This is a genomic window from Pseudomonas sp. WC2 (assembly GCF_050586545.1).
Lineage (GTDB): Bacteria > Pseudomonadota > Gammaproteobacteria > Pseudomonadales > Pseudomonadaceae > Aquipseudomonas.
Window position 1 is genome coordinate 178261 of the sequence record NZ_JBOBDR010000013.1, and the last position, 19785, is coordinate 198045.

At 59.7% G+C, this 19785-nt stretch carries 21 protein-coding genes and 1 pseudogene; 11 read left to right on the forward strand and 11 right to left on the reverse strand.

The features are described from left to right. Position 1: 1 nt before the first annotated feature. From ACQ4OE_RS17605 to ACQ4OE_RS17615, 3 genes are all read left to right on the forward strand, one after another. Complete coding sequence (locus ACQ4OE_RS17605; RefSeq protein ID WP_430947389.1) at positions 2 to 751, forward strand: hypothetical protein; 750 nt, start codon at positions 2 to 4, stop codon at positions 749 to 751. 195 nt (positions 752 to 946) lie between these two features. After that, a complete protein-coding gene (locus tag ACQ4OE_RS17610; RefSeq protein WP_430947390.1) occupies positions 947 to 2161 on the forward strand; it encodes an MFS transporter in 1215 nt (404 codons plus the stop codon). A 137-nt stretch (positions 2162 to 2298) separates the two neighbouring features. Then, entirely contained in the window at positions 2299 to 3084 is a 786-nt protein-coding gene (locus ACQ4OE_RS17615; RefSeq protein WP_122590450.1) for a sulfite exporter TauE/SafE family protein, read from the forward strand. Here the strand turns inward: ACQ4OE_RS17615 and ACQ4OE_RS17620 are convergent. After that, a complete protein-coding gene (locus tag ACQ4OE_RS17620) occupies positions 3066 to 3539 on the reverse strand; it encodes a GNAT family N-acetyltransferase (protein ID WP_430947391.1) in 474 nt (157 codons plus the stop codon). The two genes, ACQ4OE_RS17615 and ACQ4OE_RS17620, sit on opposite strands and share 19 nt — an antisense overlap. Before the next feature lie 208 nt (positions 3540 to 3747). Between ACQ4OE_RS17620 and ACQ4OE_RS17625 the strand changes: the two genes are divergently transcribed. Next, a complete protein-coding gene (locus ACQ4OE_RS17625; RefSeq protein ID WP_430947392.1) occupies positions 3748 to 4323 on the forward strand; it encodes a DUF4174 domain-containing protein in 576 nt (191 codons plus the stop codon). A 61-nt stretch (positions 4324 to 4384) separates the two neighbouring features. Here the strand turns inward: ACQ4OE_RS17625 and ampC are convergent, their stop codons facing one another. After that, a complete protein-coding gene (gene ampC / locus ACQ4OE_RS17630; protein ID WP_430947393.1) occupies positions 4385 to 5551 on the reverse strand; it encodes a class C beta-lactamase in 1167 nt (388 codons plus the stop codon). A gap of 159 nt (positions 5552 to 5710) precedes the next feature. Here ampC and ACQ4OE_RS17635 point away from each other — a divergent pair, with 159 nt between their 5' ends. After that, complete coding sequence (locus tag ACQ4OE_RS17635) at positions 5711 to 6583, forward strand: LysR family transcriptional regulator (RefSeq protein WP_122590437.1); 873 nt, start codon at positions 5711 to 5713, stop codon at positions 6581 to 6583. Positions 6584 to 6712: 129 nt separating this feature from the next. Here the strand turns inward: ACQ4OE_RS17635 and gudD are convergent, their stop codons facing one another. After that, positions 6713 to 8056, reverse strand: a complete 1344-nt coding sequence (gene gudD / locus ACQ4OE_RS17640; RefSeq protein ID WP_430947394.1) for a glucarate dehydratase — start codon at positions 8054 to 8056, stop codon at positions 6713 to 6715. A gap of 24 nt (positions 8057 to 8080) precedes the next feature. After that, positions 8081 to 9427 (reverse strand): MFS transporter, encoded by a 1347-nt coding sequence (locus ACQ4OE_RS17645; protein ID WP_430947395.1) that lies wholly within the window; start codon positions 9425 to 9427, stop codon positions 8081 to 8083. 347 nt (positions 9428 to 9774) lie between these two features. On the opposite strand from ACQ4OE_RS17645, the gene ACQ4OE_RS17650 reads away from it, so the two are divergent. Together ACQ4OE_RS17650 and ACQ4OE_RS17655 are read left to right on the forward strand one after the other, a co-directional pair. Next, complete coding sequence (locus ACQ4OE_RS17650; protein ID WP_430947396.1) at positions 9775 to 10488, forward strand: FadR/GntR family transcriptional regulator; 714 nt, start codon at positions 9775 to 9777, stop codon at positions 10486 to 10488. A 92-nt stretch (positions 10489 to 10580) separates the two neighbouring features. Next, positions 10581 to 10814 carry a hypothetical protein gene (locus ACQ4OE_RS17655; protein ID WP_430947397.1) on the forward strand — a complete coding sequence of 78 codons (234 nt, stop codon included), beginning with the start codon at positions 10581 to 10583 and terminating at the stop codon, positions 10812 to 10814. 137 nt (positions 10815 to 10951) lie between these two features. On the opposite strand, the pseudogene ACQ4OE_RS17660 reads toward ACQ4OE_RS17655, so the two are convergent. Beyond that, a pseudogene (locus tag ACQ4OE_RS17660) lies at positions 10952 to 11236 on the reverse strand (U32 family peptidase C-terminal domain-containing protein); the annotation flags it as partial. Positions 11237 to 11384: 148 nt separating this feature from the next. On the opposite strand from ACQ4OE_RS17660, the gene ACQ4OE_RS17665 reads away from it, so the two are divergent. Beyond that, positions 11385 to 12446, forward strand: a complete 1062-nt coding sequence (locus tag ACQ4OE_RS17665) for an AI-2E family transporter (protein WP_122590429.1) — start codon at positions 11385 to 11387, stop codon at positions 12444 to 12446. Here ACQ4OE_RS17665 and ACQ4OE_RS17670 read toward each other — a convergent pair. The 3 genes from ACQ4OE_RS17670 to ACQ4OE_RS17680 form a co-directional block, all read right to left on the reverse strand. Beyond that, on the reverse strand, positions 12443 to 12625 hold the full coding sequence (locus ACQ4OE_RS17670) for a hypothetical protein (protein WP_158959900.1): 183 nt from the start codon (positions 12623 to 12625) through the stop codon (positions 12443 to 12445). The two genes, ACQ4OE_RS17665 and ACQ4OE_RS17670, sit on opposite strands and share 4 nt — an antisense overlap. Positions 12626 to 12728: 103 nt before the next feature. Then, on the reverse strand, positions 12729 to 12923 hold the full coding sequence (locus ACQ4OE_RS17675; protein WP_007917358.1) for a hypothetical protein: 195 nt from the start codon (positions 12921 to 12923) through the stop codon (positions 12729 to 12731). Between the two features lie 230 nt (positions 12924 to 13153). After that, complete coding sequence (locus tag ACQ4OE_RS17680) at positions 13154 to 13513, reverse strand: hypothetical protein (protein ID WP_034154666.1); 360 nt, start codon at positions 13511 to 13513, stop codon at positions 13154 to 13156. Positions 13514 to 13768: 255 nt separating this feature from the next. Between ACQ4OE_RS17680 and ACQ4OE_RS17685 the strand changes: the two genes are divergently transcribed. Beyond that, positions 13769 to 14587 carry a shikimate 5-dehydrogenase gene (locus tag ACQ4OE_RS17685; RefSeq protein WP_430947398.1) on the forward strand — a complete coding sequence of 273 codons (819 nt, stop codon included), beginning with the start codon at positions 13769 to 13771 and terminating at the stop codon, positions 14585 to 14587. A 183-nt stretch (positions 14588 to 14770) separates the two neighbouring features. Here ACQ4OE_RS17685 and ACQ4OE_RS17690 read toward each other — a convergent pair whose 3' ends face one another. Beyond that, the gene (locus tag ACQ4OE_RS17690) at positions 14771 to 15415 is read right to left on the reverse strand and encodes a YceH family protein (RefSeq protein ID WP_430947399.1); all 645 of its coding nucleotides are present in this window, start codon (positions 15413 to 15415) and stop codon (positions 14771 to 14773) included. A gap of 125 nt (positions 15416 to 15540) precedes the next feature. On the opposite strand from ACQ4OE_RS17690, the gene ACQ4OE_RS17695 reads away from it, so the two are divergent. Continuing rightward, a complete protein-coding gene (locus ACQ4OE_RS17695) occupies positions 15541 to 16050 on the forward strand; it encodes a DUF1993 domain-containing protein (protein WP_122590423.1) in 510 nt (169 codons plus the stop codon). Between the two features lie 76 nt (positions 16051 to 16126). Here ACQ4OE_RS17695 and sstT read toward each other — a convergent pair whose 3' ends face one another. Next, positions 16127 to 17359 carry a serine/threonine transporter SstT gene (sstT, locus tag ACQ4OE_RS17700; protein ID WP_122590421.1) on the reverse strand — a complete coding sequence of 411 codons (1233 nt, stop codon included), beginning with the start codon at positions 17357 to 17359 and terminating at the stop codon, positions 16127 to 16129. A gap of 336 nt (positions 17360 to 17695) precedes the next feature. Between sstT and ACQ4OE_RS17705 the strand changes: the two genes are divergently transcribed. Next, positions 17696 to 18859: an MFS transporter gene (locus tag ACQ4OE_RS17705; RefSeq protein WP_430947400.1), complete on the forward strand. Its 1164-nt coding sequence runs from the start codon at positions 17696 to 17698 to the stop codon at positions 18857 to 18859. Here ACQ4OE_RS17705 and nhaR read toward each other — a convergent pair. Further along, positions 18854 to 19753: a transcriptional activator NhaR gene (nhaR, locus tag ACQ4OE_RS17710; RefSeq protein WP_122590418.1), complete on the reverse strand. Its 900-nt coding sequence runs from the start codon at positions 19751 to 19753 to the stop codon at positions 18854 to 18856. The two genes, ACQ4OE_RS17705 and nhaR, sit on opposite strands and share 6 nt — an antisense overlap. Positions 19754 to 19785 lie beyond the last annotated feature (32 nt).

The window sequence follows — 19785 nt, forward strand, 5'->3', positions numbered from 1 at the left end:
CATGCCGAGCGCTTTTCATCTGATTGCCCCTTTTTTCCGTCGTCCGTGCGTGTTGCTCGTCTGTTTGTCGTCGCTGTTGTTCAGCGGTTGCAGCCATCAGGACGGCAACGGTTTCTTCACCCAGATGCGTGACGGCAAGCCGCAGGAATTCTTGCAGACCAGCGTCGACCGCATGGCCACCCTGGCGATGCGCGACAACCTCAACAGCCTTTACCGCTTGCAAGCCAAGCTGTACCTGCGCAACCCGGAGGAGCTGCGCAAGTCGGGCTTTCTCAACATCCATGCCGCGGTGAAACAGGTTCGGCTGGCCATCGAGCAGCAACAACCTCTGCCGGTGCTGGGTGGCAGAAAGGATCTGGCAGCGCTCAGCTATGCGATGAGCCCGGAATTTCGCGGTGACCGTGTCGGCGCGTTCATCTATGCGATCGGCAGCATGCTGGTCACCGCCCACGGCAATCGCACCGAGTTCTACATGACCGACGCGATCAACCCGACCTTCGTCCACAACGCCGCGCGCAATATCGAAAAAGCCACGTGGATTCTGTCGCAACGGCAAAACACCGCCGGCCAGCCACTGTTGTTTTCCAATGAGATCTCGGAGGAGGGCACCAACCTGAGCTTCGCCACCGAGTTCGGTAAGATCGTCGCGCGACTGGACTTGATCACGCAGATGCTTGATGAGCGTTATCGGCGGATCGGCCTTAACTACGCGCAGAGCCTGCTCTTCCTCAATTTCCTGCCGGTGCAGTGAATTCCACGCAAGCCTGTGGCGTGCAGAGATCCATGTGGGAGCGAGCCTGCTCGCGAAAGCGGTAGATCAGTCACCGCTTCCATGCCTGAAAGACTGCATTCGCGAACAAGCTCGCTCCGACATTGATCGAATAATCAAGGTTATCTTTGTATACAATCCATCACCGTTATTGATCAAAATGGAGCTGCACCTGTCATGACCGACCCCGCAAGCGCCGATTTCACTCGCGTCGACCAAACCGTACGCGCTGACAAATTGCCCTACGCCGCGTTACTGGCCTTCGCCATGACCGGTTTCATCGCCATCCTCACCGAAACCCTGCCTGCCGGGCTGCTGCCGCAAATCGGCGCCGGGCTCAACGTCAGCGAGGTGCTCGCCGGGCAACTGGTGACCCTGTATGCGTTGGGCTCGATTGTCGCGGCGATTCCGCTGACGGTCGCTACACGCGGCTGGCCGCGGCGGCGAGTGTTGTTGATGACGGTGGGCGGGTTTCTGGTGTTCAACACCGTCACCACGTTCTCAAGCCATTACGGCCTGACGCTGGCCTCACGCTTTCTCGCCGGGATGGCGGCGGGGCTGTCATGGGGGATCATGGCCGGCTATGCGCGTGGCATCGTGCCGGTGCATCAGCAGGGGCGAGCACTGGCGATTGCCATGCTCGGCACGCCGGTGGCGTTGTCTCTGGGCACGCCGGCGGGAACGTGGCTGGGCAATCTGATCGGCTGGCGTGCGTCGTTCGGGATCATGTCGGCGCTGGCCCTGGTGCTGGCGGCGTGGATCGTCATCGCCGTGCCGGATCGTCCGGGACAAACCAGCGAGGAACGTCTGCCGCTGCTCGAATCGTTGCGCTTGCCCGGCGTGCGACCGGTGTTGTTCGTGGTGCTGACGTGGATGCTCGGGCACAACATTCTCTACACCTACATCGCACCGTTTCTGATGCAGGCCGGCCTCTCTGATCGGGTCGATCTGGTGCTGCTGGTGTTCGGCCTGTGTTCGCTGGGCGGGATCTGGATCATCGGCTTGCTGGTGGACCGCTGGTTGCGCTGGCTGACGCTGATCAGCCTCGCGGTGTTCGCCTTGACCGCATTGGTGCTGGCGCTGGCCGCGCCGTCACCGATGGTTATTTATGCGTGCATGGCGGTGTGGGGTTTGTCGTTTGGCGGCTCGGCAACCTTGTTGCTGACTTCGGCGGCTGACTCGGCGGGAGATCACGTCGACGTGGTGCAGGCGATGCTTACCACTTCGTGGAACGTGGCGATTGCCGGCGGCGGATTGTTCGGCGGGTTGCTGCTGGATCGGGCCGGGGCGATGTCGTTTCCGTGGGCATTGTTGATTCTGTCCGTGATCGCCCTGGCCACCGTGTGGATCAACAAAACCCACAGCTTCAAGCCGGGACGAAGGGTGCATTGATTCATCAGCCACCCCACAACCGCTGTGGGGTGGTGAGGTCGATATGGCATAACGATAGACCGCATCGATATATGTGGTTATATGAAAAATCGCTATGCTGCGGGCCAGATTTTTCCTGTCGTTTTCTGGACGTGTTAATGGAATTGGCGAATTTCGGCCTGGTGATTGCCGGGCTGGTGGTGGGTTTTATTGTCGGCATGACCGGTGTCGGCGGTGGTTCGTTGATGACGCCGATCCTGCTGTGGTTCGGCATCAACCCGGCAACGGCGGTCGGCACCGACCTGTTGTACGCCGCCATTACCAAATCCAGTGGCGTCCTCGTCCATCGCAAGAACAAGAACATCGACTGGGCCATTACCGGTTGGCTGACCCTCGGCAGCGTGCCGGCGGTGGCCATGACTTTGTGGTTTCTCAGCACCCTGCACACCGCGCCGGATGCGATGAACGCCATCATCAAACAGGCTTTGGGCTTTGTATTGTTCGCCACGGCGCTGGCGATTTTCTTCAAGAAGCGCTTGCTCGAATTCGCTCATAAACGCGCGGGCGGCAACTACAACCCGAGCGGTTCGCGGCTGAATGTGCTGACGGTGATCACCGGTCTGGTCCTCGGCACCATGGTCGCCCTGACCTCGATCGGTGCTGGCGCCCTCGGCACGGTCGCGCTGTTCATCCTTTATCCATTGCTGCCAACCCGCCGTCTGGTCGGCACCGAAATCGCCCACGCCGTACCGCTGACCCTGGTCGCCGGTCTGGGCCACGCGAGCATGGGCAACATGGATTGGGGCGTGCTGGGCTTTTTGCTGGTGGGTTCGTTGCCAGGCATCTGGCTAGGCAGCCACCTGACCGGGCGCATCTCCGATGAAGTCCTGCGCCCGTGCCTGGCGACGATGCTGGTGTTGATCGGTTACAAACTGGCGTTCTGAGTGGTGTATTTCATCACCGTCACCGGCAAGTCCTCGTACACCAGCTCTTCAACCACCTCCCAACCCAGTCGCGCATACAGCGACTGCGCCGCATCGGTGTACAGGTACAACTCCCGCACACCCAGCGCCGTCGCTTCAGCAACCACTCGATTGACCAGTTGCGAAGCGACGCCGCGACCGCGTTCCTCAGCCTTCACATAAACCCCGGCCAGCCAGGGTGTGAGATTGGGCCGCAGTTTCAGATCGCTCTCGATCAACAACGCACCACCGAGCAAACGCGAACCGTCCAGCGCGACTACGACGCTGGGAATCGCGCCTTTGCCGCAGGACGCGCGCATGTGCTCGATGCGGTCCCCGACGGTTTGCCCGGGACGAAACTCGCCCCATTCCTCAAAGTTGAGCGTGGCCAGTTCTTCGATCAATTCGGGGTGATCGCACAGGTAATCGATGTGCATGCGGGTGAACTCCATTTCGTTTGCGGAGCAGCCACCCTAATGCGGTCATAAAAGGTAATCAAATCCGGGTTGCGATCATGTCTGTGATGTTGCGCAATGTCGCGCCTGTCCTAAGCTTCTGACTGGGCGAGACATATTTGCCGGTTAGCCCCGGAACAATCGCCACGATGCGCAATCATTAGAGCGTGGATATCAAAAGGAGATGCGCATGCTCATCAGGTCACTGACCCTGACACTCTTGCTGGCGATTGCCGGCCCCTTGTTCGCCGCTGACAACGATTCGCCCATTGCTGGAGATCTGGGCCGCGCCCGACCGCTGATCGTGATCGCACAAAGCACCGTCGACCCCGTGTGGGTGAGCCTGAAAAAATCGCTGGAAGATCCCGCGAACAAAAAAGGCGTCACCGACCGCAACATCAAGGTCTACACCATCCTCAACATGTCCGGCCAACTCGACGGCAAGGACATGGGCCAGCAAGACACCATGGCGCTGCTGCGCTCGCTGAAGCTGGGCGCCGGGGCGTACCCGAAAGTGTTCCTGGTGGGCAAGGACGGCGAAACCAAACTCTCGGCGTCCGGCGATGAAGCGAAGGCGCTGGACCTGAAGAAAATCTTCGACACCATCGACGCCATGCCAATGGCCGAAAAAGAAGCCGCGGCCGCGGCCGCTGCTGCGGCTCAGGCACCAGCCGCTGCCGAGCCGGAACCGGCGAAAGGCGCGAAGAATGCCAAACCGACCAAGCCTGCTAAACCGACCAAGCCGCCGGAAATGCCGGATGACTGATCGCATAAGCGAGCAATGAAAAAATGGGCGATCTCCGCAAGATCGCCCATTTTTTTGCTCTTTATTCAGCTACAGCACTGAGGATTTTGTGCGCGATCTTCACCCGCTCGGGAATCGGAAAGTTCTTGTTAGCCATGATCACAATGCCAACATCCTTGCTCGGCACAAACGCTACGTAAGTCCCGAAGCCGCCTGTCGAGCCGGTCTTGTTGATCAGCACGTCATGCGGCTGCGGTCGCGGCGGATTCAGCCACTGCACTTTGTGCGCTTCCATGGCCATTTCTGTCGAGTTGCCGGCGAGCAAGCGGTCGAGGCTGATCGGGTAACGATACATTTCCCAGCCCAGGCCTTGGGTCATGTCGCCAACGCTGTAGTAACCGGTGTGAGTGTTGGCGATGGTTTTTTGCAGTGGCGCTTCCAGCGTTTCCGGCCTCAGGTTGGCCTGCACGTAACGCAGCATATCCACGGCGCTGGTTTTCACGCCGTAAGCCTGCGAATCCAGTGCGCCGGGGCTGACGCGCACCGGTTTGCCGTCCTTGTTGTAGCCCTGCGCATACAGGCCCATTTGTGCAGAGGGCACGCTGAGGTAGGTGTGCTGCAGACCGAGTTTCGGCAGCAGGGTTTGCGTCATCGCTTGATCAAACGGCTGGCCGAGGCTTTTTGCGGCCAGATAGCCGAACAGCCCAAGGCTCGGGTTGGAATACTGGCGATGGCTGCCGGCCGGATAGATCGGTTTCCACTGCTGGAAATAGCCGAGCATCTTGTCGGACGAATCCGCGCTTTCAGGGAATTGCAGCGGCAAGCCGCCGGCGCTGTAGGTGCCCAGTTGCAGCACGCTGATGTTGTCGAAGGCACTGCCTTTCAATTCCGGCCAGAGCTGGCTGGCGTTGGTCGACAGGTCCAGTTTGCCGGTGGCCTGGGCGTAGCCGGCGAGGGTGGCGGTGAAGGTTTTGCTCACCGAACCGATTTCAAACAAGGTGTTTTCGCTGACTTTCTGCCCGGTGTCTTTCGCCGCCACACCGTAGTTAAAGTAATGCGCCTGGCCGTTGATGGTCAGGGCCACGGTCAGCCCGGGAATGTCCTGTTGTTGCATCACTGGCGTGACCGCGTCGTTGACCAGCGCTTGAAGTTGCGCGTCGGTGGGCACGGCGGCCAGGCAGGACGCGGCGCCAAACAACAGGCCGAAAGCGCCGCAGGAAATGACTTTGCTCGCTTGAATGGATGACATGAATGAACCACTCTCCATGAGTGTTGATGGTGTTATCCCGCTACACTGCGGGCGATTTGTTCGGTGGGCGGCTGATAGCGCCGTCAATTTAGGCAGTGTCGCGAGGTTCGGCAAACGATGAAATCTCGCACGAGCCATTAGAAAAATTTGGGACTGGGCATGATTCGACCTCAATTGCCGCTCAACGCACTGCGCGCCTTCGAGGCCTCGGCGCGTCACCTGAGCTTCACCCGCGCGGCGGTGGAGCTGTGTGTCACCCAAGCGGCGGTCAGCCATCAGGTGAAAAGTCTGGAGGCGCAGCTCAACGTCACCCTGTTCAAACGCTTGCCCCGTGGGCTGATGTTGACCAGCGAAGGCGAGACGCTGCTGCCGGTGCTGAGTACCTCGTTCGATCATATCGCGCAGATGCTCGAGCGCCTCGCCGGTGGCCAGTACCGTGAGGTATTGACCGTTGGCGCGGTGGGGACGTTCGCGGTGGGCTGGTTGTTGCCGAGGCTGGCGGACTTTCGGGCGAAACATCCGCTGATAGATTTGCGCCTGTCGACCAACAATAACCGCGTGGATGTGGCGGCAGAAGGGCTGGATTACGCGATCCGCTTTGGCGCCGGGGCGTGGCATGGCATCGAGGCGACGCGTTTGCTGGAGGCGCCGCTGTCGGTATTGTGCGTGCCGGAAATCGCCCGGCAATTGCAGTCGCCGGGGGATCTTCTGCAGCAGACATTGCTGCGTTCCTATCGCACCGATGAATGGCCGGAATGGTTTCAGGCTGCGGGGCTGGCGACCCAGGCGGCGCCACCGCAGAGCATTGTGTTCGATTCGTCGCTGGCGATGATGGAAGCGGCGTTACAGGGTGGTGGGGTGGCGTTGGCGCCGCCGCTGATGTTCGCTCGGCAACTGGCGGCAGAGGCGATTTGTCAGCCGTTTGCGATTGAGATCACGACGGGGAGTTACTGGTTGACGCGGCTGCAGTCTCGGCCTGAAACAGCGGCGATGCTTGCCTTTAAAAACTGGCTGCTGCAGATCTCTGGTTAATACAAATTCCCCTGTGGGAGCGAGCCTGCTCGCGAAAGCGGTGTGTCAGTCGACAGACATGTTGGCTGTTGTACCGCATTCGCGAGCAGGTTCGCTCCCACAGGGACGTCAGTGGATTGGAGATCGAATTCAGCGCACCAGACACGGCCGCTTGTTATCAAACTTCCACCCCGGAATCAAAAACTGCATCGCCACGCTGTCATCCCGCGCGCCGAGGCCCATGCCTTTATACAGTTCATGAGCCTTGGCCACCTGGTCCATGTCCAGCTCGACCCCCAGCCCCGGTTTTTTCGGCACTTGCACGAGTCCGTCTACGATTTGCAGCGGCACTTTGGTCAACCGCTGGCCGTCCTGCCAGATCCAGTGAGTGTCGATCGCGGTGATGTCGCCCGGTGCGGCAGCCGCCACGTGAGTGAACATCGCCAGGGAAATATCGAAGTGATTGTTGGAATGTGAGCCCCAGGTCAGGCCCCACTCGTGGCACATCTGCGCCACCCGCACCGAACCCTGCATGGTCCAGAAATGCGGGTCGGCCAGCGGAATGTCGACTGACTGCAACTGGATCGCGTGACCCATTTCGCGCCAGTCGGTGGCGATCATGTTGGTGGCGGTTTTCAGGCCGGTGGCGCGACGGAATTCGGCCATCACCTCGCGCCCGGAATAACCGTTTTCCGCACCGCACGGATCTTCGGCATAGGCGAGGACCCGATGCTGATCGCGGCACAAACGGATGGCCTCTTTCAGTGACCAGGCGCCGTTTGGGTCGAGGGTAATCCGCGCGTCCGGGAAGCGTTCGGCGAGTGCGGTGACTGCTTCGATTTCCGCGTCGCCGCTGAGCACGCCGCCCTTGAGTTTGAAGTCCTTGAAACCGTACTTCGCATGGGCCGCTTCGGCGAGGCGCACCACCGCTTCGGCGGTCATCGCCTCCTCGTGACGCACGCGGAACCAGTCGTTGTCGGCGTCCGGTTCGCTGCGATAGGCGAGGTCGGTTTCGCGCTGATCACCGACGTAGAACAGGTAGCCGAGCATCTTCACTTCGTCGCGCTGTTGGCCTTCACCGAGCAGCGCCGCGACCGGCACATCAAGGTGCTGGCCGAGCAAGTCGAGCAGGGCGGCTTCAAGGCCGGTGACGGCGTGAATGGTGATGCGCAGATCAAACGTCTGCAAACCACGGCCACCAGCATCGCGGTCGGCGAAGGTCTGGCGCACCTGATTGAGGATCTTCTGATAGGTGCCGATCGGGCTGCCGACCACCAGGCTGCGCGCGTCTTCCAGCGTCTGGCGGATGCGCTCGCCACCGGGCACTTCGCCGACGCCGGTGTGGCCGGCGTTGTCCTTGAGAACGACGATGTTGCGGGTGAAAAACGGCCCGTGGGCGCCGCTCAGATTGAGCAGCATGCCGTCGTGGCCGGCCACCGGGATGACTTGCATGTCAGTGATGATCGGGGCTTTGGCAGTGTCGTGTGCGGTCATGTTCTTGTCCTTCTGATAAAGAATTCAGGCGTGCTTTGGCGCCGCTTCAACCACGGCAATTTCAGCAGCAGCTTTCGGCTGCGTGCGGGCGAAGAAGACAATGATCGCGGCGATGATCGAGGTCGCGGCCAGACCATAGAGGCCGCCCTGAATCGAACCGGTATGTTCTTCGAGCAGGCCGAATGTGGTCGGGGCGACGAAGCCGCCGAGGTTGCCTACCGAGTTGATCAGCGCGATCACCGCCGCAGCGATGCGGGCATCCAGATACGCCTGGGGAATCGGCCAGAACAACGACGAGGCCGATTTGAAACCCAACGCGGCAAAGCAGATCGCGACAAAGGCGAAAATCGGGCCGCCGGTGGTGGACATGAACATCCCCGCTGCGGCGATCAACAGCGCAGTGGCGACCCACGCTTGCTGGTGTTTCCACTTGGCCGAGAACGAGGCGAAGGCGTACATGCCGATGATCGACAGCAACCACGGAATCGAGTTGAACAGGCCGACCTGGAAGTCGCTCATCTCGCCCATTTTCTTGATGATGCTCGGCAGCCAGAACGTCGCCGCGTAGATGGTCAATTGAATGAAGAAATAGATCAGGCAGAACAGAATGATCTGGCGATCCTTGAGCAGTTTGCCCATCGATGGCCGGATCGGCGTCGCGGCTTCGCGGGCCTTTTGTTCGTCGTCGATGGCGTTGACCAGTGCGTCCTGTTCGGCGCGGGTCAGCCATTTCGCGTCATGGGGTTTGGCGTCGAGCCAGAACCACACGAACACGCACAGACACACCGAGAACATACCTTCAATGAAGTACATCCACTGCCAGCCGTGCATGCCCAACCCGTTGATTTGCAGGAGCAGGCCGGACAGCGGGCCGGAGATCAGCGAGGCCACGGCGGAGCCGCTGAGGAAGATTGCAATCGCTTTGCCGCGTTCGGCACCCGGCAGCCAGCGAGTGAAGTAGTAGATCACTCCGGGAAAGAACCCGGCCTCGGCCACGCCGAGCAAAAAGCGCAACACATAAAAGTGGGTTTCGTTCTGGATAAACGCCATGCCAGCGGCGACCAGACCCCAGGTGAACATGATGCGGGTCAGCCAGATACGTGCGCCGACTTTCTGCAGAAGCATGTTGGAGGGGACTTCGAACAGCGCGTAACCGATGAAGAACAGACCGGCGCCGAAGCCGTAAGCGGCGGCACCAATACCGAGGTCGTGTTCCATGTGGGTGCGGACGAAACCGATGTTCACCCGGTCAATGTAATTGACGATGAACATGATCACGAACAGCGGCAGGACGTGGCGTTTCACTTTCGAGATGGCCGACGCGAGTGTCGAATCGACGCCCTCGTTCATCCCGGAGACGGAGGTTTTCACTTGGTTTTCTCCCACTGATTATTTTTATGCGGGGTAGGGCTTTGTACTGCGTTGTTGATAGACATCATACAACTGAGATTTTTTGTCCTACAAGTGGGGTTGACCGATTAATTTTGTCTGGATCGGCGGCTTGTTATGCTTTTTTGTGGGCGTGTCCAATGTTTGTTGGCTTTTAAGGCTTGCGGGTCGCACTGCATCCCGACGGTTGCTCGCGAACAATCATCAGGATCATCCGACTTTTCTCCGCTGATCCTGAGTGTTGTCATACAAGTTGAGGCGCTAAAATCAATCTCAGCAACCCTCCGGGCGATGCTACGATCCGCAAGCCCCGATCACCGGAACCGACCATGCAAGAAGACCTCGACGCTCCCGCCCGCAAACGCGCGCACAACCTTGCCCATGACTTGGTGGAAAAACTCACCCAGAGCATCCTGCTTGGCCAGCTGTCGCCCGGCGACAAACTGCCGTCGGAGAATTCGATCGTTCAGGAACACGGCGTCAGCCGCACGGTGGTGCGCGAAGCAATTTCCAAATTGCAGGCTTCGGGACTGGTCGAGACGCGGCACGGCATCGGCACATTCGTGATCGAACGCGCAGCGGAGCAGGGCTTGCGCCTGAATGTCGATACTGCGCTCGGTGTGCGCAGCATTCTTGAACTGCGCCTGGGTCTGGAGACGCAAGCGGCGGCGTTGGCAGCGCAACGACGTAGCGAGCAGCAAGTGCTGCAAATGCGTCAGGCGCTGGACGACTATCAGCGCCTGCTGGACAACAACGACAGTTGCGTCGAGGCCGACCGGCGCTTTCATCTGCTGATTGCCGAGGCCACCGGCAACGTCTGCTTCAGCGAGATCATGCAGCACCTGGGCACTGCGATGATCCCGCGCAACCGCCTCAACGCTGCCGAACGAGGCGCGGCGGACCTGAGCAAACTTGGACAGTTGGCCCATCTGGAGCACGAGGCGATCCTGAATGCGATCAAGCGTCAGGACGCCGACGCCGCGCGCGCAGCGATGTGGCTGCACCTGACCAACAGCCGCGACCGCTTCTCTGCGCAGGGCTGATCGCCGTTGGTCTGTTCGATAGCACGCCGCGTAAGGCCGGGCTTCCAAGGTGTACGGCCCGGGTATTCCGGACCTCCTTGGTGAGGTGTGTCATGGCTAACGACTTGCTGTTTCAGGGTGGTGTTCTTCCCACTGATCCGACCCGGCCGATGCCCGGAACCGACGAGCCGACATTGGCTGATCAGGATTCGCCGATGGGAATGCCACCGGGGCGCGACCCGCTGAGCGATGCGGACCGGCCGGAAGACTGGAAGGATCCTGCGCCGGATGATGAAGACGTGCCGCCGGCGGATGAACCGACGCCGTTGTCGGATGATCGCCGCTAGGGCTTGAGTGTTGTGTTGAGTTGGCCGGCCGCTTCGCGAGCAGGCTCGCTCCCACATTTGAATGCATTCATCTGTGGGAGCGAGCTTGCTCGTGAAGACGGCATAAGCCTCATACCTATGCTGGATCAGACCTCTCCTCAGGCAACGCCTAAATCGCGCATCAACAACCCAAATCGAAATTCCACCACCTCCGGAATCGGCAGATACACCGTGTGCCCATCCCCCGGCGCCACGTTGATCGCTTGCCCGTGAGCGCTCTGCAACTCATGTAGATCAAAATGGAAATTGCCCTTGGGCGTCATCAATTCCATATGATCGCCGAGAGCAAAGCGGTTCTTCACTTTGACTTCGGCGAGCCGGTCACGCTGTTCGCCGGTCAACTCACCGACAAATTGCTGGCGCTCCGAGACCGGGCTGCCGTTCAAGATTAGCGTGATCGAATTCGTTGTTGCGCTCCCGCGCCTCGTGTAGATCCGCAACTATGCTCCATGAATAAAGATGGCACTCGCGCGCGCGCAGGTTGACTAAGGGTCGGGGCGTGCATGACGCCTGACTGAACATGGATCGGACATGAACGAAAAAAGCCTTCAATTCAAATCTCTCACCGTGCTGCTGGTGCTGGTCACGGTGGCGTTTATCTGGATCCTCTTGCCGTTCTACGGCGCAGTGTTCTGGGCGGTGATTCTCGGCATTCTGTTTGCGCCGATGCAACGCCGGCTGCAGGCGAAATTCGGCTGGCAGCGCAACCTGACATCCCTGTGCACCTTGTCGGTCTGTCTGGTGATCGCGATTCTGCCGGTGATCATCCTCAGTGTGTTGCTGGTGCAGGAAGGCGCCGCGGTTTACAAGAATATCGAAAGCGGCGAGCTGGACATCGCAGCGTATCTGGCGCAGTTCAAACACAGCTTGCCGCCGTACTTTCAGCATTTGCTCGACCGCTTTGGCATGGGCGAACTCAATGGCCTGCGCGAGAAAATCGTCAAATCGGCGATGCAGGGCAGCCAGGTGCTGGCGAGTCAGGCGTTCAGTTTTGGCCAGGGTACGTTCGAATTCGTGGTGAGTTTCTTCATCATGCTGTACCTGCTTTTTTTCTTTTTGCGTGACGGCGCAGATCTGGCGCGCAGGGTGCGTACTGCTGTGCCACTGGAAGAAAATCACAAACGTCGTCTGCAATTGAAATTCAATCGGGTGGTGCGAGCGACCGTGAAGGGCAATCTTGTCGTGGCGATCACGCAGGGCGCATTGGGTGGGGCGATTTTCTGGTTTCTCGACATCCCCAGCGCGCTGCTGTGGGCGGTGTTGATGGCGTTTCTGTCGCTGTTGCCGGCGGTCGGCGCGGGGATTGTCTGGGCGCCGGTCGCGGTTTACTTCCTGCTCAGCGGGATGATCTGGCAGGGCGTGGTGCTGGGGCTGTTCGGGGTGTTTGTGATCGGCTTGGTGGACAACGTGCTGCGCCCGATTCTGGTGGGCAAGGACACCAAAATGCCCGATTACATGATCCTGATCTCGACCCTTGGCGGTCTGGCGGTGTTTGGCCTCAACGGCTTTGTGATCGGGCCGTTGATCGCGGCCCTGTTCATGTCGAGCTGGGCGCTGTTCGCCGAAACCAAGCCCAAGGTGCAACTGCCTTAGGCGTGAAAGGCAGCGCTGACCATCTGTTGTGACAAGGCCTGCGCGGCAGGTAATGAAGTGAGCGGGCCGCTGATCGGCTCTCCGTCGCGCACCAGGTACCAGCAGGCGAGCAATCCCGACGCTCTGAGCGAAGCCGGAACGGCGCTGCCGATGACTGACATGATTTGAACCTGAGCCATGAAAAGTACCTCCATCAATCTGTGGGGCTACCTTAGGGACTCGGCGGGTTCAGCGACAATCAACTGTTTCGATAGTGGTCATTGATGCCAGTGAGGTCTGGCGTCAGTCGACCACTTGATCGAGCATGTGCATGACTTCGCGCTCGTTGAGCAGGCCTTTGTGTACAAGGTTTTCAGCCAGCAGCGAAAGAAATTTCGCGCAGCGGTGGCCTTCCAGGTGCTTGAGCTCGGTCAGCGCGCCATACACCTTGCTGGAGGTGCACAGGCCGACGATGCGGTGCGGGTTTTGTGTTGGCATGCGGTCGTCCTTGTTGTTATCAACCTGTTGTTTACGGACGGATTCAGAGTGCGGTTCCGTCATGACAAAGCGATGACCGTTTTGTGCAAAGGTACATAACGGTCAATCCATCATGCCGACTTTAGCCGCTGAAACTGTCCTCACAGCGACCTTGGCGAGATTTTTTCAGACGTTGGCCGACCAGCGGTCATAAAAAAGCCCCGCTATTAAAGCGGGGCTTTGTGTTTCGGTTACCAGCGCGGGCCACCGTAGTAATGCGGACGACCGTAGTAGCCACGAGGCGGGCCGTAATACACCGGGGCCGGTTGTACGTAGACCGGTTGTTGCACATACACCGGCGCTGGCTGGTAGTAGACCGGCGGCGGAGGCTGTTGCACATACACCGGTGGTGGCGGGGCGGCATACACCGGCGCCTGCTGCACATAAACCGGGCGATCCTGATTGATCAGTGCCGAGCCGATGATGGCCGAGCCGACGATCGCGCCAAACACCGCCGGACCCTGCCAGTAATTGCCGCCATGGGCTTCTGCTTGCCCTGCGACAGCGAATGCACCAATCAGCAGGGCCACGATAGGGAGTTTACGAATCATGATAATTCCTCGGTTCTTCGACCCGGCGGCAGGGCCTGCACCAGGCCCACAGTTGTCGCGGGGATACTTCTAAGACAGCGAAATTCTGAAATTCAGCACAGCCGCTGGGTAAATTTTGTGTAAGGTCTGTACCGGCTTCTTTACCGGGCCGTGCAAGGGCCGCGGAAACGTTTAAAACAGGCCTCTATGATCGTTCAGAACCCGATGGGCTGGCTAATCCCGTCTATCCGAAAGTGCGCTTGAAGGAGAAGTTTCATGCAGATGAATCCGAACAAAGACACCCAGCTGTGCATGTCCCTGTCCGGACGCCCGGGTAACTTCGGTCTGCGTTTTCATAACCATTTGTATGAGCAGTTGGGCCTGAATTTCTATTACAAGGCGTTCAGCAGCCAGGATCTGACCGGCGCTGTTGCCGGGATTCGCGCGCTGGGGATTCGCGGTTGCGGGGTGTCGATGCCGTTCAAGGAAGCCTGCATTGCGCTGGTCGACGAACTGGACGCGTCTGCTGCGGCGATCCAGTCGATCAACACCATCGTCAACACCGACGGTCACCTCAAGGCTTACAACACCGATTACATCGCCATCGAGCAGTTGCTGAAAACCCACGCGGTGCCCAAGGAATCGACCTTCGCCCTGCGCGGCAGCGGCGGCATGGCCAAAGCCGTGGCCAGTGCCCTGCGCGATGGCGGCTATAAAAACGGCTTGATCGTTGCGCGCAATGAGCGGGCAGGGCGGGCGCTGGCAGAATCGCTGGGGTATCGCTGGCAGGCGGAGCTGGGCGATGAGCAACCACAAATGTTGATCAACGTGACGCCAGTGGGCATGGACGGCGGGCCGGAGGCAGGGTTGTTGGCGTTTGAGCCCGACGTGATCAAAGCGGCGGATACCGTGTTTGATGTGGTGGCGATTCCATCGGAGACGCCGTTGATCGTGCGTGGCCGGGCTGAGGGTAAAAAGGTCATCACCGGGCTGGAAGTCATCGCGATTCAAGCGCTGGAGCAGTTTGTGCTGTACACCGGCGTGCGCCCGAATGAAGCGCAGTTTGCGGCGGCGGTGGCGTTTGCCCGCAGTTGATTTTGCGTTGAATTGACTGGCCTTATCGCCAGCAGGGCTGGCTCCCACACGGGATCGTGTTCACAACATCAATCCCTTGTGGGAGCCAGCCCAGCTAGCGATGACGGTGTGTCAGTCACATATTATTTGCATGCGTGGACGCCAGCGCTAGCAGGGCAAGCTCCCACAGGGGGTGCGCGGTGACTATTCGAGGCGGGCCAGGCGTTCTTCCAGCGCTGCGATCCGCGCTTCCAGTTCTTCGATGCGTTCTACGGAAACGCCGCTGCTTGAGCGCTCCTGCGGATTCTGCCGCGCCGCCATGATCGCCTCGATATCCGCCGGATCACCCAGCGCATGGGTGTAGCGATCTTCACGTTGCCCGGCCTGACGCGGAATCAGCACCGCCAAGCCACGCGCGATCAGGCGTTCGAGCTGATGCACCACTTGTTCGGCATCTTCGAAGTCATGCATGCGGCCGCTGCGGGTCAGCAGCTCATTGACCGTTTGCGGGCCGCGCAGAAACAGCAATCCGCTCAGAATGACCTGGGCCGGCACCAGTTCCAGCGCCTTGTCGACCTTGTGCTCCCAGCGGTCGGCGCGACTGCCCATCACCAGTTTGGCGAAGCCGCGACCTTCGAGGGCGCGCAGGCTCTGGCCGACCTGACCCTGGGTCAGGTTCATCACGGGTTCGCGGCTGGTTTTCTGATTGCACGCCGTGACCAGTGCGTTCAGCGTCAGCGGATAGGTTTCCGGGCTGGTCGCCTGTTTCTCGATCAACGAGCCGAGGATGCGGATTTCCGTGGCATTGAGCCGCGGCTCGTCGAAGGTGGATTCTGGTTCTGTGGTCATCGCGCGTTCCCTCTGCAGTCGAAGGCGCCTAGCCTAATCCTTGCCAAACAAAAGGCAAGCCGTGTGGTCATCAAGCATGGCTATAATCGCCTCCTTGTTCCACCCAGCCACCACACGAGACTGCCATGACCATTTCCCTGTACGCCGCATCCGTCCCGGTTTTTCAACAAATGCTCAACGCTCTGAGCGATGTTTTGAAAAAGGCTGAAGCCCACGCCACCGAGAAAAACATCGACCCGAACGCCTTCCTGCAAGCGCGTCTGTTCCCGGACATGTTCCCGCTGACCCGTCAGGTACAGATCGCCGTGGACTTTGCCAAAGGCGTTTCCTCGCGTCTGGCTGAAGTCGAAGTGCCGAAATACGAAGATACCGAAACCACTTTCGCCGAGCTGCAAGCCCTGATCGCCAAGGTGCTGGCCTACATCGGCGAGATCAAGCCAGAGCAGATCGACGGCAAGGAAGGCATCGAAATCGTCACCCGTCCGGGCACGCCTAAAGAGAAGCGCTTCAGCGGTCAGGCTTACCTGCTGACTTACGGTCTGCCGCAATTCTTCTTCCACGTCACCACCACGTATGCGCTGCTGCGTCATAACGGTGTTGAAGTGGGTAAACGCGATTACATGGGCGCGTTCTAAAACACCCAGATACACAAAAGCCCGCCAAGGTTTGCGCCTTGGCGGGCTTTTGTTTTCCCCTTTGGGAGCGAGGGGGTTACGCGGTACGTTGGGCTTTCGCTTCTTCGCCCAGGCACGCCGCTGCGGTAAACAGCACGTCCGTCGACGAGTTCAGCGCGGTCTCGGCGGAATCCTGCAACACGCCAATGATGAAACCGACCGCCACCACCTGCATGGCGATTTCGCTCGGAATGCCGAACAGGCTGCACGCCAACGGAATCAACAGCAGCGAACCACCGGCCACACCCGAAGCGCCACAGGCGCAGATCGCCGCCACCACGCTGAGCAGGATCGCGGTCGGAATATCCACGGCAATACCCAGCGTATGAACCGCCGCCAGGGTCAGCACGGTAATCGTGATCGCCGCGCCGGCCATGTTGATGGTCGCGCCCAGCGGAATCGATACCGAGTAGGTGTCTTCGTGCAGGCCCAGACGCTTGCTCAATTCCAGGTTGACCGGAATGTTCGCCGCCGAGCTGCGGGTGAAGAACGCGGTGATGCCGCTTTCGCGCAGGCACTTGAGAGTTAGCGGGTACGGGTTGCGGCGCAGTTTCCAGAACACGATCAGCGGGTTCATGACCAGTGCGACAAACAGCATGCAGCCGAGCAGCACGGCCAGCAGGTGCGCATAACCGATCAGCGCGCCAAAGCCGGAGGTGGCCAGCGTCGAAGCGACCAGGCCGAAAATACCCAGCGGCGCGAAGCGGATCACCACGCGCACGATCAACGTCACGCCATTGGACAGATCACTGACCACTTCGCGGGTGGTGTCGCCGGCATGCCGAATCGCCACGCCCATGCCGATTGCCCAGGCCAGAATGCCGATGAAGTTGGCTTCGATGAGTGCCTTGACCGGGTTATCCACCACGCTCAGCAGCAGGCTTTGCAGCACTTCAGCGATGCCGCCCGGCGCGGTCACTGCGATGTTTTCGGTGGACAGCACCAGATGCGACGGGAACGCCATGCTGGCAACCACGGCCACTACGGCTGCGGCGAAGGTGCCTAGCAGATAAAGGAACAGAATTGGACGGATGTGGGTTTCCTGACCGTGTTTATGGTTGGCAATCGACGCCATCACCAGCACGAACACCAGGATCGGCGCCACGGCTTTCAACGCCGACACAAACACTTTGCCGATGAACGCGGTGTCTTTCGCCACTTGCGGGGCAAACATCGCCAACGCGATACCGGCAATCAGGCCGATCAGGATCTGGGCGACGAGGCTCAGGTTCTTCAGGCGTTGCAATAGAGAAGGGGATGAAGCAGTCATAACGGCATCTCTGATTTTTTATAGGGTGCGAGGTGGCGTGAGGGCAGTGGAGATTCGGGGGCAGACCACCGTCACGCACCGAAGTGTTGGTGCGACATCAACGCCGATAAACCGGTCGTTGAATAGGCTGTACGTTTTTAAGGGCGCGGACTTTATCACAGCGTAGGCCTGATCCTTCAGGCCTGTGACGATCTGCCACCGGATCAGGCAACAAAGTCGGCAGGTTTGGGCAAGTCAGCCCGGACACACTCTGTTAAGATTGCTCATCCTTATTTTCAAGTCATGCCAGCGGGCCTCCGGGTCAACGCTGGTGTCGTCGTTTTGCTGGAGTTGCGCATGCTGTTGCCCATTCTTCTGTTGTCCGCCGCCGGTTTCACGGTGCTGACCACGGAATTCGTCATTGTCGGACTGTTGCCGGCGATTGCCCGCGACCTCGAAGTCACCATCCCGCAGGCCGGTTTGCTGGTGACTCTATTCGCTTTCACGGTGGCGTTGTTCGGGCCATTCCTTACCGCGTATTTCGCCCGCTTCGAGCGGCGCAAGCTGTTCATCAGCATCCTGATCATGTTTGGTCTGGCCAATACCGTGGCGGCGTTGGCACCAAACATCTGGGTGATGGCGATTGCCCGGTTGATCCCGGCGCTCGGTCTGCCGGTTTTCTGGGCCTTGGCCAGTGAGACTGCCGTGGACATCGTCGGTCCAGATTTTGCCGGTCGCGCAATTGCCAAAATCGGCTTCGGCATTGTTTGCGCCACGGTGTTCGGCATTCCGGTCGGCACGCTGATTTCTGATGCATTCGGTTGGCGCAGTGCCTTTGGCATTCTGGCGGTGATCGCCTTCGCCAAGGCCTTGCTGCTGTTTGTCTACTTACCGAAAACCAGCCTGCATCAGCATCAGGTCAGCTTTCGCTCGCAGTTCAAGATCCTGCGCAGCCCATTGATGATCGGTCACATCGTGCTGTCGATTCTGGTGTTCAGCGGCATGTTTACCGCTTACACGTATCTGGCCGACATTCTTGAACGCCTCGCCGGTTTCAACGGCACCGTGGTCGGTTGGTGCCTGATGGCTTTCGGCGCGGTCGGGCTGATCGGCAACTCGCTGGGCGGTCGTGCGGTGGATAAGCATCCGCTGGGCGCGTCGGTGTTGTTCTGTGCGTTCATGATTGCCGGTATGGTCTCGCTGGTGCCGAACATTCATTCGCCGCTGGGGCTCGCGGTGGCGATGGGCATCTGGGGTATAACCCAGGCCGCGTTGTTCCTGGTCAGCCATGTGCGCCTGATGAAAGCCGCGCCGGAAGCGCCGGCCTTTGCTGCCTCGCTGAACATCGCCGGGGCCAATCTGGGGATCGGCCTGGGCGCCATGGTTGGTGGTCGGGTTATCGACAGTGCGGGTCTGGGCTTCCTCGGTTTTGCCGCTGCCGGCTTTATTCTGCTGTCGGTGTTCCTCGCCATGGTGCTGATGACGCTCAAGCCGCGCGAGATCTGCGCCGAGGCCTCATAAGGCAGTAAACAGCTCGCGTCGGGCACCTTCGGTAATCGCAACGATGCCGGGGTGCTTGACCTTGCGCTCCACCGAAATGGCATAGAACGACTCGGTCACCGCGTCGGTCTGGCCAATCAGCTCGACGCCGTACTGGCGCTTCACCTCATCGGCAATCACGCTCGGGCCGATAAAAATCCCGCTTCCAGACTGGCCGAATGCCTGCATCAAGGCACTGTCATCAAACTCCCCAACGATCTGCGGCTGGATCTGCTGCTCGGCAAACCAGCGTTGCAAGCGGCTGCGCACCACGGTTTCTGCGCCGGGAATCAACAGCGGCGCGCCGTGCAGGCTGCGGGGGAAATCCTGACCGTACCTGGCCGCCAGTTCAGGGGTGGCGAAGAAACTGATCCCGCACTCGCCGAGCTTCTGGCTGTAGCCTTTGATGTCGAGGTGCGAGGGCATCGGGCTGTCGGAGATCACCAGATCCAGCCGCTGGATCGCCAGATCGGCGAGCAGGCGTTCGAGTTTGTCTTCGCGGCAGGTGATGCGCAGCGGCTCGTTCAATTCCATGGTCGGCGCGATCAGACGATAGACAATGGATTTCGGCACCACGTCCGCCACGCCGACGCGGAACAGAATTTGCTGTTCGTTGGGTTGCGCGCGCAGCATCAGTTCCAGTTCGCCGCCCAGTTGAAACATTTGCTCGGCGTAGGGCAGGGCTTGGCGCCCGGCTTCGGTCAACTCCAGTTGCCGGCCCACGCGTTTGAACAACTCGATGCCGTAGGTGTGTTCGAGCAGCGAAATCTGTCCGCTGATGGTCTGTGGCGTCAGGTTCAGCTGCTCGCAGGCGCGCACGATGCTGCCAGTCTTGGCCACAACCCAGAAGTAATGCAGTTGCCGGTAGTTGAGCATAACGGTCTTCACTTCGTTAAAACCGAAGTATA